The 17,294-nt window shown below is 56.9% G+C and carries 13 protein-coding genes and 1 pseudogene; 7 read left to right on the plus strand and 7 right to left on the minus strand.

Annotated elements, in window-relative coordinates; genetic code table 11:
- Window positions 1-58 precede the first annotated feature (58 nt).
- From RYC17_RS00460 to RYC17_RS00475, 4 genes and pseudogenes are all read left to right on the plus strand, one after another.
- Window positions 59-598, plus strand: coding sequence for a sigma-70 family RNA polymerase sigma factor (locus RYC17_RS00460; protein ID WP_057407678.1), 540 nt, complete (start codon window positions 59-61; stop codon window positions 596-598).
- 2 nt (window positions 599-600) lie between these two features.
- Window positions 601-1,581, plus strand: a complete 981-nt coding sequence (locus tag RYC17_RS00465) for a FecR domain-containing protein (RefSeq protein ID WP_316902126.1) — start codon at window positions 601-603, stop codon at window positions 1,579-1,581.
- 63 nt (window positions 1,582-1,644) lie between these two features.
- A pseudogene (locus tag RYC17_RS00470) lies at window positions 1,645-4,114 on the plus strand (TonB-dependent siderophore receptor).
- 4 nt (window positions 4,115-4,118) lie between these two features.
- Window positions 4,119-5,198: a hypothetical protein gene (locus tag RYC17_RS00475; RefSeq protein WP_316902130.1), complete on the plus strand. Its 1,080-nt coding sequence runs from the start codon at window positions 4,119-4,121 to the stop codon at window positions 5,196-5,198.
- Between the two features lie 272 nt (window positions 5,199-5,470).
- Here RYC17_RS00475 and RYC17_RS00480 read toward each other — a convergent pair whose 3' ends face one another.
- From RYC17_RS00480 to RYC17_RS00500, 5 genes are all read right to left on the minus strand, one after another.
- Window positions 5,471-6,490 carry a hypothetical protein gene (locus tag RYC17_RS00480; RefSeq protein ID WP_002553498.1) on the minus strand — a complete coding sequence of 340 codons (1,020 nt, stop codon included), beginning with the start codon at window positions 6,488-6,490 and terminating at the stop codon, window positions 5,471-5,473.
- Window positions 6,491-6,863: 373 nt separating this feature from the next.
- Complete coding sequence (locus tag RYC17_RS00485; protein ID WP_057402378.1) at window positions 6,864-8,468, minus strand: hybrid sensor histidine kinase/response regulator; 1,605 nt, start codon at window positions 8,466-8,468, stop codon at window positions 6,864-6,866.
- A 126-nt stretch (window positions 8,469-8,594) separates the two neighbouring features.
- The gene (locus RYC17_RS00490) at window positions 8,595-9,752 is read right to left on the minus strand and encodes a beta-glucosidase (protein WP_316902132.1); all 1,158 of its coding nucleotides are present in this window, start codon (window positions 9,750-9,752) and stop codon (window positions 8,595-8,597) included.
- 2 nt (window positions 9,753-9,754) lie between these two features.
- Complete coding sequence (gene glf, locus RYC17_RS00495; protein ID WP_316902133.1) at window positions 9,755-10,936, minus strand: UDP-galactopyranose mutase; 1,182 nt, start codon at window positions 10,934-10,936, stop codon at window positions 9,755-9,757.
- A complete protein-coding gene (locus RYC17_RS00500) occupies window positions 10,924-12,108 on the minus strand; it encodes a glycosyltransferase family 1 protein (RefSeq protein ID WP_316902388.1) in 1,185 nt (394 codons plus the stop codon). Before RYC17_RS00500 ends, glf begins: the two co-directional genes overlap by 13 nt.
- 418 nt (window positions 12,109-12,526) lie before the next feature.
- Between RYC17_RS00500 and galE the strand changes: the two genes are divergently transcribed.
- The gene (gene galE, locus RYC17_RS00505) at window positions 12,527-13,555 is read left to right on the plus strand and encodes a UDP-glucose 4-epimerase GalE (RefSeq protein ID WP_230016237.1); all 1,029 of its coding nucleotides are present in this window, start codon (window positions 12,527-12,529) and stop codon (window positions 13,553-13,555) included.
- 56 nt (window positions 13,556-13,611) lie between these two features.
- Here galE and RYC17_RS00510 read toward each other — a convergent pair whose 3' ends face one another.
- Complete coding sequence (locus RYC17_RS00510) at window positions 13,612-14,160, minus strand: cupin domain-containing protein (RefSeq protein WP_002553494.1); 549 nt, start codon at window positions 14,158-14,160, stop codon at window positions 13,612-13,614.
- A gap of 127 nt (window positions 14,161-14,287) precedes the next feature.
- A complete protein-coding gene (locus tag RYC17_RS00515) occupies window positions 14,288-15,043 on the minus strand; it encodes a gamma-glutamyl-gamma-aminobutyrate hydrolase family protein (protein WP_058402895.1) in 756 nt (251 codons plus the stop codon).
- A gap of 127 nt (window positions 15,044-15,170) precedes the next feature.
- Between RYC17_RS00515 and RYC17_RS00520 the strand changes: the two genes are divergently transcribed.
- Together RYC17_RS00520 and RYC17_RS00525 are read left to right on the plus strand one after the other, a co-directional pair.
- Window positions 15,171-16,058, plus strand: a complete 888-nt coding sequence (locus RYC17_RS00520; protein ID WP_316902135.1) for a LysR family transcriptional regulator — start codon at window positions 15,171-15,173, stop codon at window positions 16,056-16,058.
- A gap of 147 nt (window positions 16,059-16,205) precedes the next feature.
- Window positions 16,206-17,270, plus strand: a complete 1,065-nt coding sequence (locus tag RYC17_RS00525; RefSeq protein ID WP_122281017.1) for an aromatic ring-hydroxylating oxygenase subunit alpha — start codon at window positions 16,206-16,208, stop codon at window positions 17,268-17,270.
- The last annotated feature ends 24 nt before the right edge of the window (window positions 17,271-17,294 follow it).

Genomic DNA, 17,294 nt, shown 5'->3' on the forward strand with positions numbered 1-17,294 from the left:
ATGAGATTGTTTATTGTATGCGTATGATTCTCTATAACTTCGGAACGACTGCTTTCTCATGACCTGCTCAAGCGCTCCTGATCAGACCCGCATCGACGACCTTTATGCACAGCACTCCGGCTGGCTACGTCAGTGGCTGACCCGGCGCTTTGGCAACTCGTTCAACACTGCCGACGTAGCGGACCTGACTCACGATACCTTCCTGCGTCTGTTGCTCAAGCCTCGAGCATTCAGGCTGCCCGGTGAAGCGCGGTCGTTTCTATGTACCGTTGCACGCGGCCTTTGCATCGATCAATGGCGCCGGGGGCAGATCGAGCAGGCATGGCTGACGGAGCTGGCAAACAGGCCCGAGAACCTGCACCCCTCCCCCGAGTACGTTGCCATTCTTCTCGAGACACTGCATGAAATCGACGCCATGCTGCGTGACTTGCCGCACAAGGCGCGAACCGCCTTTTTGCTGGCGCAACTGTCAGGCAACACTTACCGCGAGATTGCCGAACAGATTGGCACCAGCGAGCGCATGGTAAAAAAGTACATGGCACAGGTCATGTATCAGTGCATGGTGCGTGAACTGTCCGCACGTGCCGATGAGTGTTGACCATGAACAGTCCTCGCAGTGATCATTATGATGTTCTCCAGCAAGCTGCGGCTTGGTATGCGCGTCTGGGTGCAGAGGATGCTGGCGATTCCGAGCGACGCAAGTGGCAGAATTGGCTGAGCCAGAACGAGGAACACCGCAAGGCCTGGGCACTGGTGGAGAAGATAGGTGGACGCTTCGCACAGTTTCAGGATCCGCTAGAAAGAAATGGCGCTTACAAGGTTCTACAGTCCACCAGCTCTTCATCGATGAGCCGCCGTCAGACCCTTCTTTCAATGGGCGTTCTCGCACTGGGCGGGGCATTGGGCTGGCACCTGCTGAACAACGGTGAGAGCGGCTCGCTGTTTGCTTCGATTCGGGCCGATTTATCCACCTCAACGGGCGAAACACGAGAGTTCACGCTGGCTGACGGCACCCGAATCTGGCTCAACACCGCCAGCGCATTGAACGTTACGGCCGCCCCTGATGTTCAAGCGTTGCAACTGCTGAAAGGCGAAGTGTTGATCGACGCTACCCGCTCGCGGAACAAACGGACGGAGGTAAAAACCCTTCATGGGAAAGCGCAGGCATACAGCGCAGAATTCAGCGCACGGCTACTGAATGATGACGCCACCTGCATCACGGTCTATTCAGGCGAGGTGTCGGTCATGGCAGCCGATCAACGCTGCGATGTACATGCAGGACAGCAGATAACCCTTTATGGGGATCGACTCGACAGCCCGCAACCCGCTCCTGCCTCTGGCCGCGCGTGGACGTCCGGCATTCTGGTCGCTGAAGGTATGCCGCTCCTGCAGTTCGTCAATGAACTGTCCCGCTACCGGCATGGCTACCTTGCTTGTGACGAGAAGATTGCAGGGCTGCGAGTGGTCGGCACCTTTTCCATCAAGGATACAGACAGGGCACTGGCTGCCCTCGCATCGGTACTGCCCGTGGCGATCAAGCGCACGCTGCCCTGGTGGGTCACTGTCGAGGCGCGGGCATAATTGCGCGGTCCTGTTTTTTTTTGCACGCGGTGGTTCCCCTTTTGCCCTGCTCGTCCGGTGTAGATGAAAGCCAATATTTTTTCCTTTCATCAGCGTGGACGCCAGCACTATGCATTTCCATAAACGACGCCCGTTTTATCTCAGCCTGACGCCGCTGGCCATGATCATTCCATTGACAGTGGGCGGTGTAAGTGCATCGTGGGTCTCAACCGCCTCTGCCACCGATGCAAGCGCATTGACTCACCGGTTCAGCATCGAGAAAGGCCCACTCACCGGGCAACTCGTCCGTTTTGCCCAGCAGGCAGGTATCGAGTTGGCCGGAAATGCGGCGTATACCGACGGCAAGGTCGGACCGGGCCTTGACGGCAACTACTCGGTCACTGAAGGACTGACCGCATTGCTCGCAGGCAGCGGCATCTTTGCCGCGCAGCAAAGCAACGGCAGCTACACGCTGGTTGCCTCAGAGTCGATGGAGTTGCGCGCGACACAGGTTGAAGCCAACTCCGATCGCAGTACCAGCTACCAGCCAACCGGTGCGAGTTCGATCCTGCACAGCGACAGGTCGACGCTGGAAGTGCCCCAGGTCGTGAACGTGGTTTCTGCGCAAGTTCTGCGCGATCAGAAGCCGCGCAATCTGGACGATGCGCTGGCCAATACCAGTGGCATCACCCAGGGCAACACCCTGGCGGCGACGCAAGACACCTTGATGAAGCGTGGCTTTGGCGGCAATCGCGACGGTTCGATCATGCACAACGGAATGCCCATCGTTCAGGGACGTGGTCTGAGCGCTACTGCTGACAGCGTGGAAGTGCTCAAAGGTCCGGCATCGCTGCTTTACGGCATCATGGACCCGGGTGGCGTAGTCAACGTCGTCAGTAAACGCCCGCAGCTGGAGAGCTACAACGCAATCAGTGGTCGCGCCTCCGCCTATGCGCATGGCCGCGACGGTAGCGGTGGCAGCTTTGACAGCACCGGCGCGCTGGGCGATAGCCGTCTGGCTTATCGCATGGTGGTGGATTATGAAGACGAGGATTACTGGCGTAACTTCGGCACCCATCGAGAATCGCTGGTCGCACCATCGCTTGCCTGGTACGGCGACACGACACAAGTGGTGCTTTCATATGAGCACAGGGAATTTCTTTACCCTTTCGACCGCGGCACGGCACTGGACCCGCGTACCAACCACCCGCTGGATATTCCCAGAACCCGGCGCCTGGACGAACCGTTCAATGAAATGGAAGGTCGCTCGGACCTCACGCAGCTGAGCGTCGACCATCAGTTCAACGACAACTGGAAATCTCATTTCGGCTACAGCTGGAACCGTGAAACCTACGATGCCAACCAACTGCGAATCAATGCCATCAATGCCGCCACGGGCGCAGTGACGCGCAGTAACGATGCAACCCATGGTGCTGTGAGCACCGACAGTTTTGCAATTGCCGACCTGGAAGGCACCTTTCAGATCGCAGGCTTCCAGAATGACTTGCAGGTTGGCGTCGATGATGAGAAACGCAAAATCTTCCGCTCGGACCTGCTGCGTCAAACGGCGCGGTCCAGCTTCAATTATCTGAACCCTGTCTATGGCCGGGAATCGCCGTCCAGCACGGTATCGGCCAGCGACAGTGACCAGACCGATAAACTGCGTGCCACCTCCTTATTCGCTCAGGACTCGTTCCACCTTAACGAGCAGTGGATTCTGGTGGCCGGTGCGCGCTACCAAACCTACGATCAAATAGCCGGACGCGGTCGCCCCTTTGTGGCAAACACCAATATCAATGGGCAGAAATGGCTGCCGCGCGGTGGCGTCGTCTACAAATACAACGATGTGCTGTCGTTCTACGGTAGCTACACGCAATCACTGAAACCCAGCTCAACCATTGCGCCGTTAAGCAGTGGCGTGGTCATTGACTCTGCCGTGCTGCCTGAGCAAGCCAGGTCCTACGAACTGGGTGCCAAACTGGACATCCCGGGACGCATTACGGCTACCGCAGCGGTCTTCGATATTCGCAAGAAAAACATTCTGGTCTCCCAGTTCAACGATGCGACCAAGCTCACCGACTGGCGGACATCCGGAGAAGCCCGCTCGCGAGGCATAGAACTGGACGTGGCTGGAGAACTGACCGATCGCTGGAGCGTGATCAGCAGCTTTGCACTACTGGATGCGAAGATCACCAAGGACCCGCTCTACAAGGGCAACGAGCTGTGGAACGTGGCCCGGCGCACAGCGGCAGTGTCTGCAGTATACGACTGGGGCAGCATCATCGGCGGCGGTGACCGCTTGCGCACCGGCGCTGGCGCACATTACGTCGGAGAGCGCCCGGGAGACTCTGCCAACTCATTCGAACTGCCCGCCTACACCGTGGCGGATGCCTTCGCGTCTTACGATACAAAAGTCGATGAGCACAAGCTCAACATTCAGTTCAACGTGAAGAACCTGTTTGACCGCACGTATTACACCTCCAGCGCCAACCGTTACTTCGTGTCCGTTGGTGATACGCGGCAGTTCATTCTTTCCACCACTCTGGAGTTTTAAGCCGATGATGTCGTTGATCAGGTGGCTCAAGGTAACGGGATTACAGATTTTTGCCAGTGTGTTCACGCTGCTGGCACCTCTTTCGGTTCAGGCGGGTGACTCGCTGCTGTACACCACCCGCGCAGCAACCGTGCTACCAGGCGCTGGCTACAGTTGGGGGTTCGCGGCATTGCAGCCGGCACAGCCTCATTTGTACATCGCACGCCGCGAGAACGGTTTATCCGTGTTCGACGTCGAACGGCAGGTTCTGATCAAGACCCTGGACAACTCGACCGGTGCCAATGCCGTTGCCTTTGCACCCGAGCACAATCGCGCCTATGTCGCCAACATGGACGGGACATTAGGCATCGTCGCGCTGGACCGCATGACCGTACAAAACCGGCTCAAACTGGACTCAGGCAACCTGAACAATGTCATCTACGATGCCGGGCATCAGCGAGTGATCGTTACCAGCGGCCGTCGCGGCGACCACTCCACACTGTATTTCATCGACGCACGTACCGACGCGCTCGTGGGATCCCGGCAGGTTCCGGCACAGAAACTCGACGCGCCGATCGTCCTCAGCGACGGCACGCTGATAGTGCCGATGCGTGACGAGAATCAAGTGGCCGTTCTTTCAGGCCAACTGCTGGAGAAACATCAGTACTGGACGTTCGAGGGCTGCAACAAACCCAGCGCGGTCGCCGCCGATGAATCGCGACAACGTCTGTTCATTGCCTGTCGTGGCGTAAGCCCTCAGTTAATTATTGCCGACTTGATGACCGGCAACCGCCTCGCAGCATTGCCCACCACCCGCGCTGTCAACAGCATGGCGTACGACCGCCAAAACGATCGCCTGTTGATACCCAGTGGTGCAGATGCCAGTCTGACCGTGGTTGCACGTGACCCGGACGGGCAGTATCGGACCAAAGGAAGTGTCAGCACCCGTTTATGGGCGCACAACATGACATTTGATTCTGCACGCTCACAAGCATACTTGCTCAGTGCCGAATTCACCCAGCCTGAGCCCACTGCCGAACAGCCAAAGCCCGACCCGATATTCCATCCGGACACCTTCACAATAACAACCCTTAAAACCCAGTGAATATAGAGTTGGCAACATCAATGGCACAGGTGCCACCGTTGAGATTGAATATATATCCCGCAGCACGCTGTTAGAGTATTTGCTCTTTGAAAGTTGCCCTGTTACGCAAGCTGTAGAGCCGCACGATGATAAGGTAAAAAATTGAGGGATGGACTTTACCAACGTGTTGTCGAAGCGGATCGGCACTGACACGATATCGAATGGCTGAACTAAAAACGGGGAGCGATCAACGCTCCCCGTCTGATACTTCAGTCCAGTCTTGCTGCGTTGGTTCAGACAGCAGCAACAACTTTGGCTGGCGGCTGAGTACGACGACCCAGTACACCCGCACCCGCTGCTACCAGACCCGAGATCACCAGAGTGATCAACAGAATCCAGGCACCTTGCGAAACGCGCTTGGCAGTCACTTCAGCTGCTTCACGGGCTTTCTGTTCTGCCTGAGCTTTCAGTTCCTGATACTTGGCATAAGCCTGACGATAGCTGGCCTGAGCCTGATCGACGATCTGATTGGCTTCGGCATCAGTCTTGTTGCCACGCGCCTTGATCAGATTAACCAGCGCCTGACGGTCAGCAGCATCCCACGCCTGGTCGCCTTTGGCTTTGATGCGGTCCATCAGGCCACCCAATTGCTCATCGGCTTGCTGAGGATTTTGTGCACTCTGCTTGGCAGTATTCTGGGCATCTTCCTGGGTTGCCTGAGCTTCCTGCTTGACGTTGTCAGGGTTCAGCTCGGCTTTACCGGTCTGGCGCATGGCTGTTTCAATTTCACCCTGGATATCGTCCAGATTGAAATCAATACCCTGAGCGCGCAACTGATCCTGAATCTTGCCGCCGACGGCCGGCGCTACCTGAGCAATACCGCTGCCCAGTGCCGACATACCGCTGCCTGCCAGATTAAGGCCACCGCGTACCACGCCTGTTACGGCACTGGACACCAGATAGACCGTGATCAGCGATACGCTCGCCCATACCAGAAGACCATGAAAAGCGCCTTCACGCTGAGCCAGACGGCCAGCCGCCCAACCACCGACAAACAGCGAGATTACCGAGCTGACAACAACCCAGATACCCGCACCTGTACCAATTCCGGACAACGGATTGGCTTCCTGCATTGGATCAATACTGGCACTTCCAATGGCCGTGCCCAACAGGTTCAACAACAGCGAAACAACCATGGCCAATACAACACCGGCCAGAATAGCGCTCCAGGAAATTCGTTTAAGCAGAGGAGCCATGGCATGCGTGTCTTGATACACAGGGGAGCCTGGAGCGATGCGGTCGTCGCGAATCATAATAAGAGTCCTTTGAGTCATTGGCAGTGAACGCTGAAATGTGTGGCGTACACTTTAATGACCCGGGCGACGTTCAAGAAGTTTAAAACTTTTATAGACTTTTTTCAGGGCTGCAAAACCACATAAAAAGGCGACGAACAGTGATCTCTATCAATGGAACGGAAAGAGACGGTAACGCTCCAAGCGCTTTACAATATTGCGGCCTCATTATCGCTTCTATGTTTATAAGTGAGGTTGTCTGATGTCTGTTAATACTCGACAGGCATTAATAAACAATGGCACCCCATAAGGCACAGTCAATAATGGGTATAACCACACACTCGTCAGCCTGACCGAGAACAGTCAGGCCTTCAGGTCTTCGGTAGCGGGACAATCAAGCGATGCCGTTAGGTCCGTCCAGCACCTGCCTGACCTTCCGGGCGAGGTCTTGAGGCATGCAGGGCTTGGATACCACATCGAACTCGGAGCCGCCGATATCGGTTCGTTCGATCGAGCTTTCAGCGTAGCCGGTGGTCAGCAGCACCTTGATCTTCGGATACCTGCGCCTCACTTCACGCGCGAGCATCACACCGTTCATGCCGCCCGGCATGATCAGGTCAGTGAACAGCAGGTCATACCTGCTGCCGGATTCGAATTTCTTCAGTGCTTCGCGAGCGTTGAGTACGATTTCGCAGACATAGCCGTAGTCATCCAGCACCATCTTCGCCAGCTCGGCGACGTCAGGCCGGTCCTCGACAATCAGAATCCGCTCGCAGCTGCCAATGCGTCTGTCGACAGCTTTTGGTGGCTCCGAGTGGGTCAGCATTGCCTCGTCTACCGGAAAATACAGGCGCAGCGTTGTGCCAATACCTTCTTCGGTATAGATCCGCGCCGCGCCGCCCGACTGTTTGGCAAAGCCATAGACCATCGAAAGACCGAGCCCTGAACCCTTGCCCTCTTCCTTGGTGGTAAAAAACGGGTCCATCACACGGTCACGAATACTCGATGGCATGCCAATGCCATTGTCCGTTATGGCAATACTGACGTAGCGACCAGGCAGCAAGCCGTCATGAGACATGTTGGCCAACTCATCGACGACCAGATTGCGGGTTTCAATGGATATTTTCGGGTCAGGCCTGCCAATCAGCGCATCCCTGGCGTTGATGAAGATGTTCAGCAGGGCAACTTCTGCCTGGGTCGGGTCGATACGGCAGTTTTTCAAGGCCGGGTCCAGATCGGTTTCGATCGTCACATGCGGCCCGAACGTACGCTCGATCAAGGGCTCTGTGCTGGAAACCAGACCATTGAGGTTGAGCACTCGTCCCTGCAGCTTCTGTTTACGGGCAAATGCCAGTAATTGCTTGGTCAGCGTACTCGCGCGTTCGACAGCAGACTTGGCGTGATAAACGCTGCGCTGGACACGCTGCACATCGATAGTGGGTTTCTCAGCAGCGCTGCCGATCAAATCAATATAGCCGCCCATGACTTGAAGCAGGTTATTGAAGTCATGAGCGATGCCTCCGGTAAGCTGCCCCAGAGCTTCCATTTTCTGCGCCTGACGCAGGGCTTCTTCAGCATCCCGACGTCGACTGATATCCAGTTGCGACGCAAAGAAATAGATCAGGTCTCCGGCATCGTTATAAACCGGAGAAATAAACAAGGCATTCCAGAAGGTAGAACCGTCCTTGCGATAGTTAAGAATTTCGGTAGAGATATCGACGCGCTCGTCAATCGCTTCACGAATGGACTGCACCACGGCCCGATCCGTTTCCGGCCCCTGAAGAAACCGGCAGTTGGTACCGATGATTTCTTCTGACGAATAGCCCGTCATTTCCAGAAACGCGCGGTTGGAAAAAATGATCGGGTTGTCCGCACGGTTGGGGTCCGTCACGATCATCGGCATACGTGTCGTTTCCACCGCCGCAAAAAAGATATCTTTTCCCTGATGCTGGATATCTCCCGTTGCAGCATTGTCGACACGGGCTTTTTCTTCCGACACTCCAGAAACTCCACACATATTGGTTGGGTTTAATAAATGTTCTCAAGGCTAGGACTGGTGGAGCCTCGAAAGGGTTCTCAGGTTTTGGGCAAAAAACGAATTATATTCATATGAGGGGCTAAGCACTCAAAAAGCGTTCACTTGGAAAGCGGATTTTTCGTGGTTTTGTCGAATAAGAGCCGCAAATTCACTCGCACTCTCGCGTAACGCCACCTGCAAAGGGTGAAAGGCGGCCCGCTTACCCTGCCCGTCTGCATAACCCAACAGGCCCGTCGGGCAGTATCGGGCGTCGTCCCAGCCCGGATAATCGAGAATGGGGTACCAGCAGATACCTTCCACAGGTAAGCCTGCCCTGACAGCCTTACTGACCTCGGCACAGATGTAATTGAACCACGGCAGACGCTGTACGTCTTCGGCGCCGGTTTCAGAAATCAATAGCGGTCTTGCGTACCGCGTATGCAGCTCGCTCAACATGCCCTGAAATGGCCTGTATTGCGGGTCGTCCTGGGTGAGCTTTCGACCGTTGAACTGCCATTGGTTATGTGGGTAGAAGTTGACGCCCAACACATCCAGATACTCGGGGCGGCCGCCCAGCCCAGGCCATTGACGCCCGGATAAAAGATCCCAGGCTTCAAACTGCGCCTGCCGATAGCACTCTGCTGCCGCTTTCTCCGCACTACCGCGCGTAGCCGGTACGACGTGAATCAATGGCTCGGCCTGAATAAAACGCGCGCCGGGCTCTATTGCGCGTATCGCCTCTATCGCCGCAATGCTGGCCCGGACCAGTTGCTGTTTGAGTTCCATGCCGCGCTGCTGACTACCGGGGTTGAAATAAGCAACTTCACCTCCCGCCCAGCTCCAGAACGAAATTTCATTGATTGGTGAATAAAAGGGGGCGGTCTCCCCTTCGTCTTTGACTACCTGAGCTACCGCAGCGGCAAAACGCGCAAAGCGCTCGACAAACTCCGGCCGCCAGATATCCAGGTCATCAGGATAACCGTAATGGCATAAGTCCCAGATCACCTGAGTGCCCTGACGCCGCGCGGCTCGTAACATGGGCAAAAAACTGCTCCAGTCGTAACAGTTCGGGCTGGTTTCAATCAGGTGCCAGCGCAAACCGTCACGCACGGTACGTATTCCGTGCGTCGCCATTGCGGCAAAATCTTCGGGTGCCCAACGGTCGTGACCGGTGGAGTGAAGCAGATCGAGTCGCACGCCGTCGAGTCGTCGATGGCTGGCACACTCGAATCCGCCTATGAAGAAGCTGTCGAACAGACGACCCATGCTCAGCCTCGCGCAGGCTGTTCAATCGGTTCGGCAATCTGCTCCGGCAACTCATGGGCCAGCCGCTGGAACAGCGCCAATGCCTGACCGACAACCTGGTCCATGTTGTAATACTTGTAAGTACCAAGCCGCCCAAGGAAAGTCACCTCATCCGACTGATCGGCCAACGCCTTGTAACGCTTGTACAACTCAGTGTTTTCCGGTCGCGGAATGGGGTAGTAAGGGTCGCCCTCGGCACTCGGGAATTCATAGCTGATACTGGTCTGGGCATGCCGTTGACCGGTGAGGTGCTTGTATTCTGTGATTCGCGTATGAGCAATGGCCTCATCCGGGTAGTTGACCACGGCCACGGATTGAAACTGTGCCTGATCAACGGTTTTGTGCTCGAAACGCAAGGACCGATATGGAAGACGGCCATAGCAATAATCGAAGTATTCATCGATTGGCCCGCAGTAGATCAGGTGCCGATACTGCAAGGCCCCGCGTACATCAGCAAAGTTGACCCCCAGCGCCACGTCGATAAGCGGGTGATCGAGCATCCGGTCAAACATGTGCGTATAGCCATGCAGCGGCATTTTCTGAAAGGTATCCGTGAAGTAGCGACTGTCCGAAGTGGTACGGGTAGGCACTCGAGAGGTGACCGACCTGTCCAGTTGCGACGGGTCCAGCCCCCATTGCTTGCGGGTGTAGCCACGGAAAAACTTCTCGTACAACTCCCGGCCTACTTGATTGATCACAACGTCTTCGGAGGTTCTTATCACCTCTACCGGCTCGGCCCGGCTGGCGAGAAAGGCTTCGGCTTGTTGCTCATTCATCTGCAAACCGTACAAGCTGTTGAGCGTATCGAGGTTGATCGGAATAGGCAGCAATTGGCCGTCCACACTGGCGAGCACACGGTGTTGGTAGTCGCGCCATTCGGTAAATCGCGATAGGTATTCCACAATGCGCTCGGCATTGGTGTGGAAGATATGCGGCCCGTATTGGTGAACCAACACCCCGGCGCTGTCCAGGTGATCGTAAGCGTTACCCGCAATGTGTGGACGTCGGTCGATCAGCAAAACACGTTTACCCAATCCGGCTGCCAGCCGTTCCGCCACTACACTTCCCGCAAAACCTGCACCGACGATCAGGAAATCATAGTGCGTCTCTGCAAACGCGGCTGATTGAGGATTTATCCGAGGCATTGGGTTTGCTCCCCAGTCGTTACCAGGCCGATTTGCGCCTTCATGGCAGCGCACGTGTTGTCCCAGGACTCTCCGACCAGCACTGCGTCAACCTTACGCAGAAAATCAGCAGGATCCTTATGCGCCAGAGCTTCGCGAATCGCGCGCACAAACGCGTCGGCATCATCGGCAATTGCGACGACTCCAGACTCACCGTAAGTTCTGACAACGTCGGCAATCCGGGTTGATACCACTGGACGACCGCCAGCCAGGTACTCCGGCGTCTTGGTCGGGCTGATAAAGCGTGTGGAATCGTTCAGGGCAAACGGCATCAATGCGACATCCCAGCCAGACAGATAGGCAGGTAAATCGTCATAAGGCTTGCTGCCCAGATAATGAACGTTGGCCATGCGCGGCAGGGTTGCCGGATCGATTTTCACCACAGGACCGATCAAAATGATTTGCCATGTGGGCTGTGATTCCGCCACTTCTCGAATCAGTTCAATATCGAAACGCTCATCAATGACGCCAAAATAGCCTAGCCTTGGGTGGGGGATGCAGTGTTGATCCTTCGGGGCGGCAAGCATGTTGCGAGCGGCTGCAAAATGCCCGATATCGACGCTGCTGGGCATGGAGTGTGCATTTGCATGCTGTAGGCGCTTGGCCTCCCAGAGGCTGAAGCCGCCGGTAAAGACAACATCTGCGCGCTTCATCAGCGCTTGCTCCTGCTCCACAAGCTCTGGCGGCGCACCTTTGAACGCAGACAGCTCGTCCATGCAATCGAAGATCGTCACTTGCGCGCGCAGGTGGTCGGTAAACGCCAGGGCCATCGGGGTGAAATACCACAACAGCAGCTCCCCAAATTGTTGCGCATCCATAAAACCATCCAGCAACGTGCGCTGTGCAGTGATCACTTGGTCAGGCTGCATCTGCGAAGGCAGGTGCGGCACCAATACGGTGACACCGCATGCTTGCGGCAGTGACTCAAGCCAGATGCGAGGCGAGTCTGAAAAAACAGGCTCCTCTAGAAACAACACCCGATAATCCTGCGCCATGCGCGACATGATGTGCTGCGGACGCTGGTACACAAACCCCCACCTGAGGTGGGACAGGCACAGCAGCAGCGGTCTGACGGCTGCCTCGACTCTGGCTGAAGCTGACCTTGCGGATTGGATTTTCTGGACACCGTTCATGAAGTCTCCCTTTTTTCTAAAAAGTCCTGGATGAAACTGAAGGGCTCTGAAAAGGGCTGAACTTCGACGGCATTCATGATGAGGATGTGCGTTGGCGGCTGTTGCATGCATGGAACAATCACGTGCATGGAACAACTATAGATATTCTCATCAGTTTCGAGCATGCGCCCGGGCCGCTGTTCGCTGATTCCGATAAAGGGTATGTGCCGTCGGGAATGAACCGTTGAACTCGGCGGAACAAATACGCCCCTAGTCTTGAGCGAATGTTTTTTGGCACCTGCGGTACGTTTTCCCCACGCGGTGGTCTGGTCCTGATTTTCGCAAGCAAGGCTCCTCTGTCGTCCTGTTGATAAAGGTCACGACGCCGAGCCCTCAGCACGCCTCTTGCCGAGGCGGCGAACATCCAGGAAGGATAATCATGATTCTGGTTACCGGTGGTGCGGGATACATTGGCGCTCACGTTGCGCTTGAATTGCTTGAAGAGGGCCACGATGTCGTGGTGCTTGATAACTTGTGCAACAGCTCACGAGAGACATTGAGCCGGGTGGAGACACTCAGTGGGCGACAGGTGGAGTTCATCCACGGCGATGTACGCAGCAAAGCGACGTTGAACCGGCTATTCGCTCGCCACCCAGTGAAAGCTGTGGTGCATTGCGGCGGGCTCAAGGCGGTGGGCGAAAGCGTCAGAGAGCCGTTGCGCTATTTCGAGACCAACGTGAGTGGCAGCGTAAACCTGTGTCAGGCGATGGAGCAGGCAGGCGTGTTCAACCTGTTGTTCAGCTCATCAGCGACTGTATACGGCGACCGTGAGCAAATGCCGCTGGACGAGAACTGCCCACTGGGTTTGCCGACCAATCCTTACGGGCATTCCAAACTGATGGCCGAGCATGTGATGAAAAGCGTCGCCCGCTCGGATCCACGCTGGTCCATCGGGCTGCTGCGCTACTTCAATCCCATTGGCGCCCATCCGTCCGGCCTGCTGGGCGAGTCGCCCTGCAACACGCCTAATAACCTGCTGCCCTTCCTGCTGCAGGTCGCGAATCGAAGACGCCCTGCCCTGCACATTTTTGGCACCGACTACCCGACGCCGGACGGTACAGGTGTGCGTGATTACCTTCACGTAATGGATCTGGCCGAGGGCCACTTGAAGGCGCTGGACAGAATACGCGGCCAAAAAGGCGTATCCGTCTGGAATCTGGGGACTGGGCAGGGTTATTCAGTCCTCGAGGTGGTGCACGCTTTCGAACGTATCTCCGGCAAAACCGTGCCTTTGATCTTTCAGCCGCGCCGGACCGGAGACATTGCGGTGTGCTGGTCGGATCCGGGGAAAGCATTGCGTGAGCTGGATTGGCGTGCCAGGTTCAACCTTGATTCGATGCTCACTGACGCCTGGCGCTGGCAGTGCATGAACCCACAGGGTTATATGCCGACAGCACTGGTCAGTTGAAGTGCAGCCAGAGGTGTCTGGCGGCCGGAAATTATCGTCGTTGCAGGCGCTGTGCGCTAAAAATTGGCGGGCGTGTTGGAACTGATGATCTCGGCCTCGTCCTGGCCGATGTTGCGGAAGCGGTGCGGTAAGGTGGTCGGGAAGTAATAACCGTCCCCGGGACCGAGAATATTGACCTGCCCATCAATGGTCAGCTCCACGGTGCCGCGCGTCACCAACCCGCACTCCTCGCCTTCGCTGTGAACAATGGGCTCTTCACCCGAGTCTGCGCCCGGCGCGTACTGCTCGCGAAGAAAACGCATCTGGCGGCTCGGCAGGGTTGCGCCGACCAGCAGCAGGCGAACACCGTTACGCCCCAGGTCAGGCTGGTCACCGGCGCGGAATACATACTGATCCTGCCCCGGTGGCTGATCGAAGGTGAAGAAATCCGCAAGCGTCATGGGGATGCCTTCAAGCAGCTTCTTCAACGAGCTGATAGAGGGGCTGACACGATTTTGCTCAATCAGGGAAATCGTGGCATTGGTCACACCACTGCGTCTGGCGAGTTCACGTTGTGACAGCTTGTAGCTTTCACGCACCAGTTTGAGTCGTGCTCCCGTATCCATAATGGCCTTGTGCGAAAGATATCCGATGAGTGAAGCAAAGCCCAGGTGGAATGGATTGTCCATCGCCCAAGGCCGCAAAGCCGGATATTAAATCACGTTTGTCAGCAACACTCAGCAGCTCATCGCACTACCTGCCCTGACGGTTCCGGGCATACGCCAGGCAGGCTTCACGGAATGCCGTGAACAGGCTCAGCGACACAGGGTTGTTCATGAACTCCCACTCCGGGTGCCACTGCACGCCCAGCACAAAGCCTGGCGCACCGGGCAGGGAAACCGCTTCCACCAGACCGTCGGGTGCCAGTGCTTCCGCGCGCAGATCCGATGCCAGACGATCGATTCCCTGACTGTGCAGGCTATTGACCTCGAACCCCGGCGCAAGCCCGAGCGCCTCCAGCAACCCGCCAGATTGCACCTGCACCGGGTGTTGCGGCGCGTACTGCACGGCCAGCACATCGCTTTGCGGCTCACGGTGATCCAGATAACCGGGCAATTCCTGGACCCGCTGATGCAGGCTGCCGCCCAGTGCAACATTCAGCTCCTGAAAACCACGGCAGATGCATAACACCGGCACACCCTGGGCGATGGCGGCCCTGAGCAGCGGTAATGTCGTGCGATCCCGAAACACGTCGTGGGCAGTGCCTTCCACGCTCGCCGGGCCGTTGTAATGATGCGGCTCGACATTGGACGGCGAGCCGGTAAACAGCAAACCGTCCAGTGAGGCCAGCAACTGCGCAGGCTCGGTGGGCACGTCGAGCGCGGGCAGAATGACCGGGACACCCGCAAACGCCGCCGCTTCGACATATTTATCGCCTGCGGTATGGGAGGAATACTTGCCCAACTGCTGACGGCAGGCAGTAACGCCGATCAAGGGAGGTCGTGACATACGTTGAGTCCTTGTAAATCTGGTGAGCCAGCACGTCGATATGACGCTATCCAGCCGGGATAAAACCAGTCTAGGATAGTCATCTACGCAACAAACATAGGCATTCAGGCAAAGGAACAATGCAGCGATGCAATATGAAATCACCCATGCCGATCTTTCTCTGGTATTGGCGCTGGTACGCGGCCGGACCCTGGCGCGTGCTGCAGATCTGCTGCACGTTGATATTTCGACAGTGTTCCGCTCGATCCGACGTCTGGAGTCAGCCCTCGGTGCTGCGCTGTTTGAAAAGAACCGACGCGGCTACATTCCGACGGATACTGCCCAGGCCATGGCCGAGCAGGCGGAACACGCCGAACAGGCACTCGCCGCTGCCCGTATCGCCTTGCAGCAAGGCGAACAGGTGGTCAGCGGTACGGTACGCCTGACGTGCACCGACGCGGTCTTGCACAGCCTGCTGTTACCAACGCTCGCGGACTTCATGCCGCAGTACCCTGCCCTCACGCTGGAACTGGCCACCTCCAACGCGTTTGCCAACCTCAGCCGTCGTGATGCCGACATCGCATTGCGCCTGACCAATACCCCGCCCGAACACCTGATCGGACGATGCCTGGGCAGCGCGGACTACTTCATCTGTGGCCGCCCCGAATACCGCGATGCGCTGACACACAACCCTGCCTCCATTCCCTGGATCAGCCCGGACGACTCGATGCCCGACCACCCTTCGGTGATCTGGCGTAAACAGGCATTCCCGGCGGTGAGCCCACGCTATCGCTGCAGCAACATGTCGGCGGTCTCTCAGTTGGTCGCTGCCGGTCTGGGCGTGGCGGCCTTGACCGATTTCACGATTCAGGGCCTTGGCTCAGTGGAAAGGTTGAGTGAACCACTGCAAGGGTGCAGCACCGATCTGTGGCTACTGACGCGTCCCGACTGCCGGGCATTGCGCTCTGTGCAGACCCTTCTGGAAGCACTCGCCCCCCGTCTGCGAGCAGTATTGCTGGCGTCCAGATCCACCTGATGGTCAGTCTGTGGATCCATTAAATAATAGTTAATTAAATTAATCATTGGATTAATCTTGATCCTGTGGCATTAATAATCACGAGGAAAACAACATGATTCATTCTGTGGATCCATAAGACCAATAATCGAACCGTGGAGAACCGTCATGCACCCGAAGAATGCGTGGTACGTCGCCTGTACAGCAGATGAAGTCGCCGACAAGCCTCTGGGTCGGCAAATCTGCAACGAAAAGATGGTCTTCTTTCGCGACCAGAACCAGCAGGTTGTCGCCGTAGAAGATTTCTGCCCGCACCGCGGTGCCCCGCTGTCGCTGGGTTATGTCGAGAACGGCCAACTGGTATGCGGTTATCACGGGCTGGTGATGGGCGGCGATGGCAAGACCGCCGCGATGCCCGGCCAGCGTGTTCGAGGCTTCCCCTGCAACAAGACCTTCGCCGCGGTCGAGCGCTACGGCTTCATATGGGTCTGGCCTGGCGACCGGGAAAAGGCCGATCCGGCGCTCATCCATCATCTGGAGTGGGCGGTCAGCGACGAATGGGCCTACGGTGGCGGCCTGTTTCATATTCAGTGCGACTATCGCCTGATGATCGACAACCTGATGGACCTCACCCACGAAACCTACGTGCATGCGTCGAGCATCGGTCAGAAGGAAATCGACGAAGCGGCACCTGTCACGACGGTCGAGGGCGAGGAAGTCATTACCGCACGCCACATGGAAAACATCATGCCGCCGCCGTTCTGGCAGATGGCGCTGCGTGGCAACAACCTGGCCGATGACGTGCCAGTCGATCGCTGGCAGATCTGCCGCTTCACCCCGCCCAGCCATGTACTGATCGAGGTAGGCGTAGCCCACGCGGGCAAAGGTGGCTATCACGCGCCCCACGAGTTCAAGGCATCGAGCATCGTTGTCGACTTCATCACGCCGGAGACCGACACCTCGATCTGGTACTTCTGGGGCATGGCGCGCAACTTCAACCCGGCTGACGAACAGCTGACGGCCACCATCCGCGAGGGTCAGCGCAAGATCTTCAGCGAGGACCTGGAAATGCTTGAGCGCCAGCAACAGAACCTGCTTCAGCACCCGCAACGCAATCTGCTCAAGCTCAACATCGACGCCGGCGGTGTGCAGTCGCGCAAGATTCTGGAACGCCTGATTGCTGCCGAACGGGCCAGCACGGCTGAACAGATTCCCGTAATGGCCACTAAGTGACTGCCTGCTGCCAGCCCGAATGCG

The organism is Pseudomonas syringae group sp. J248-6 (genome assembly GCF_032586995.1).
GTDB classification, from domain to species: Bacteria; Pseudomonadota; Gammaproteobacteria; order Pseudomonadales; family Pseudomonadaceae; genus Aquipseudomonas; species Aquipseudomonas amygdali.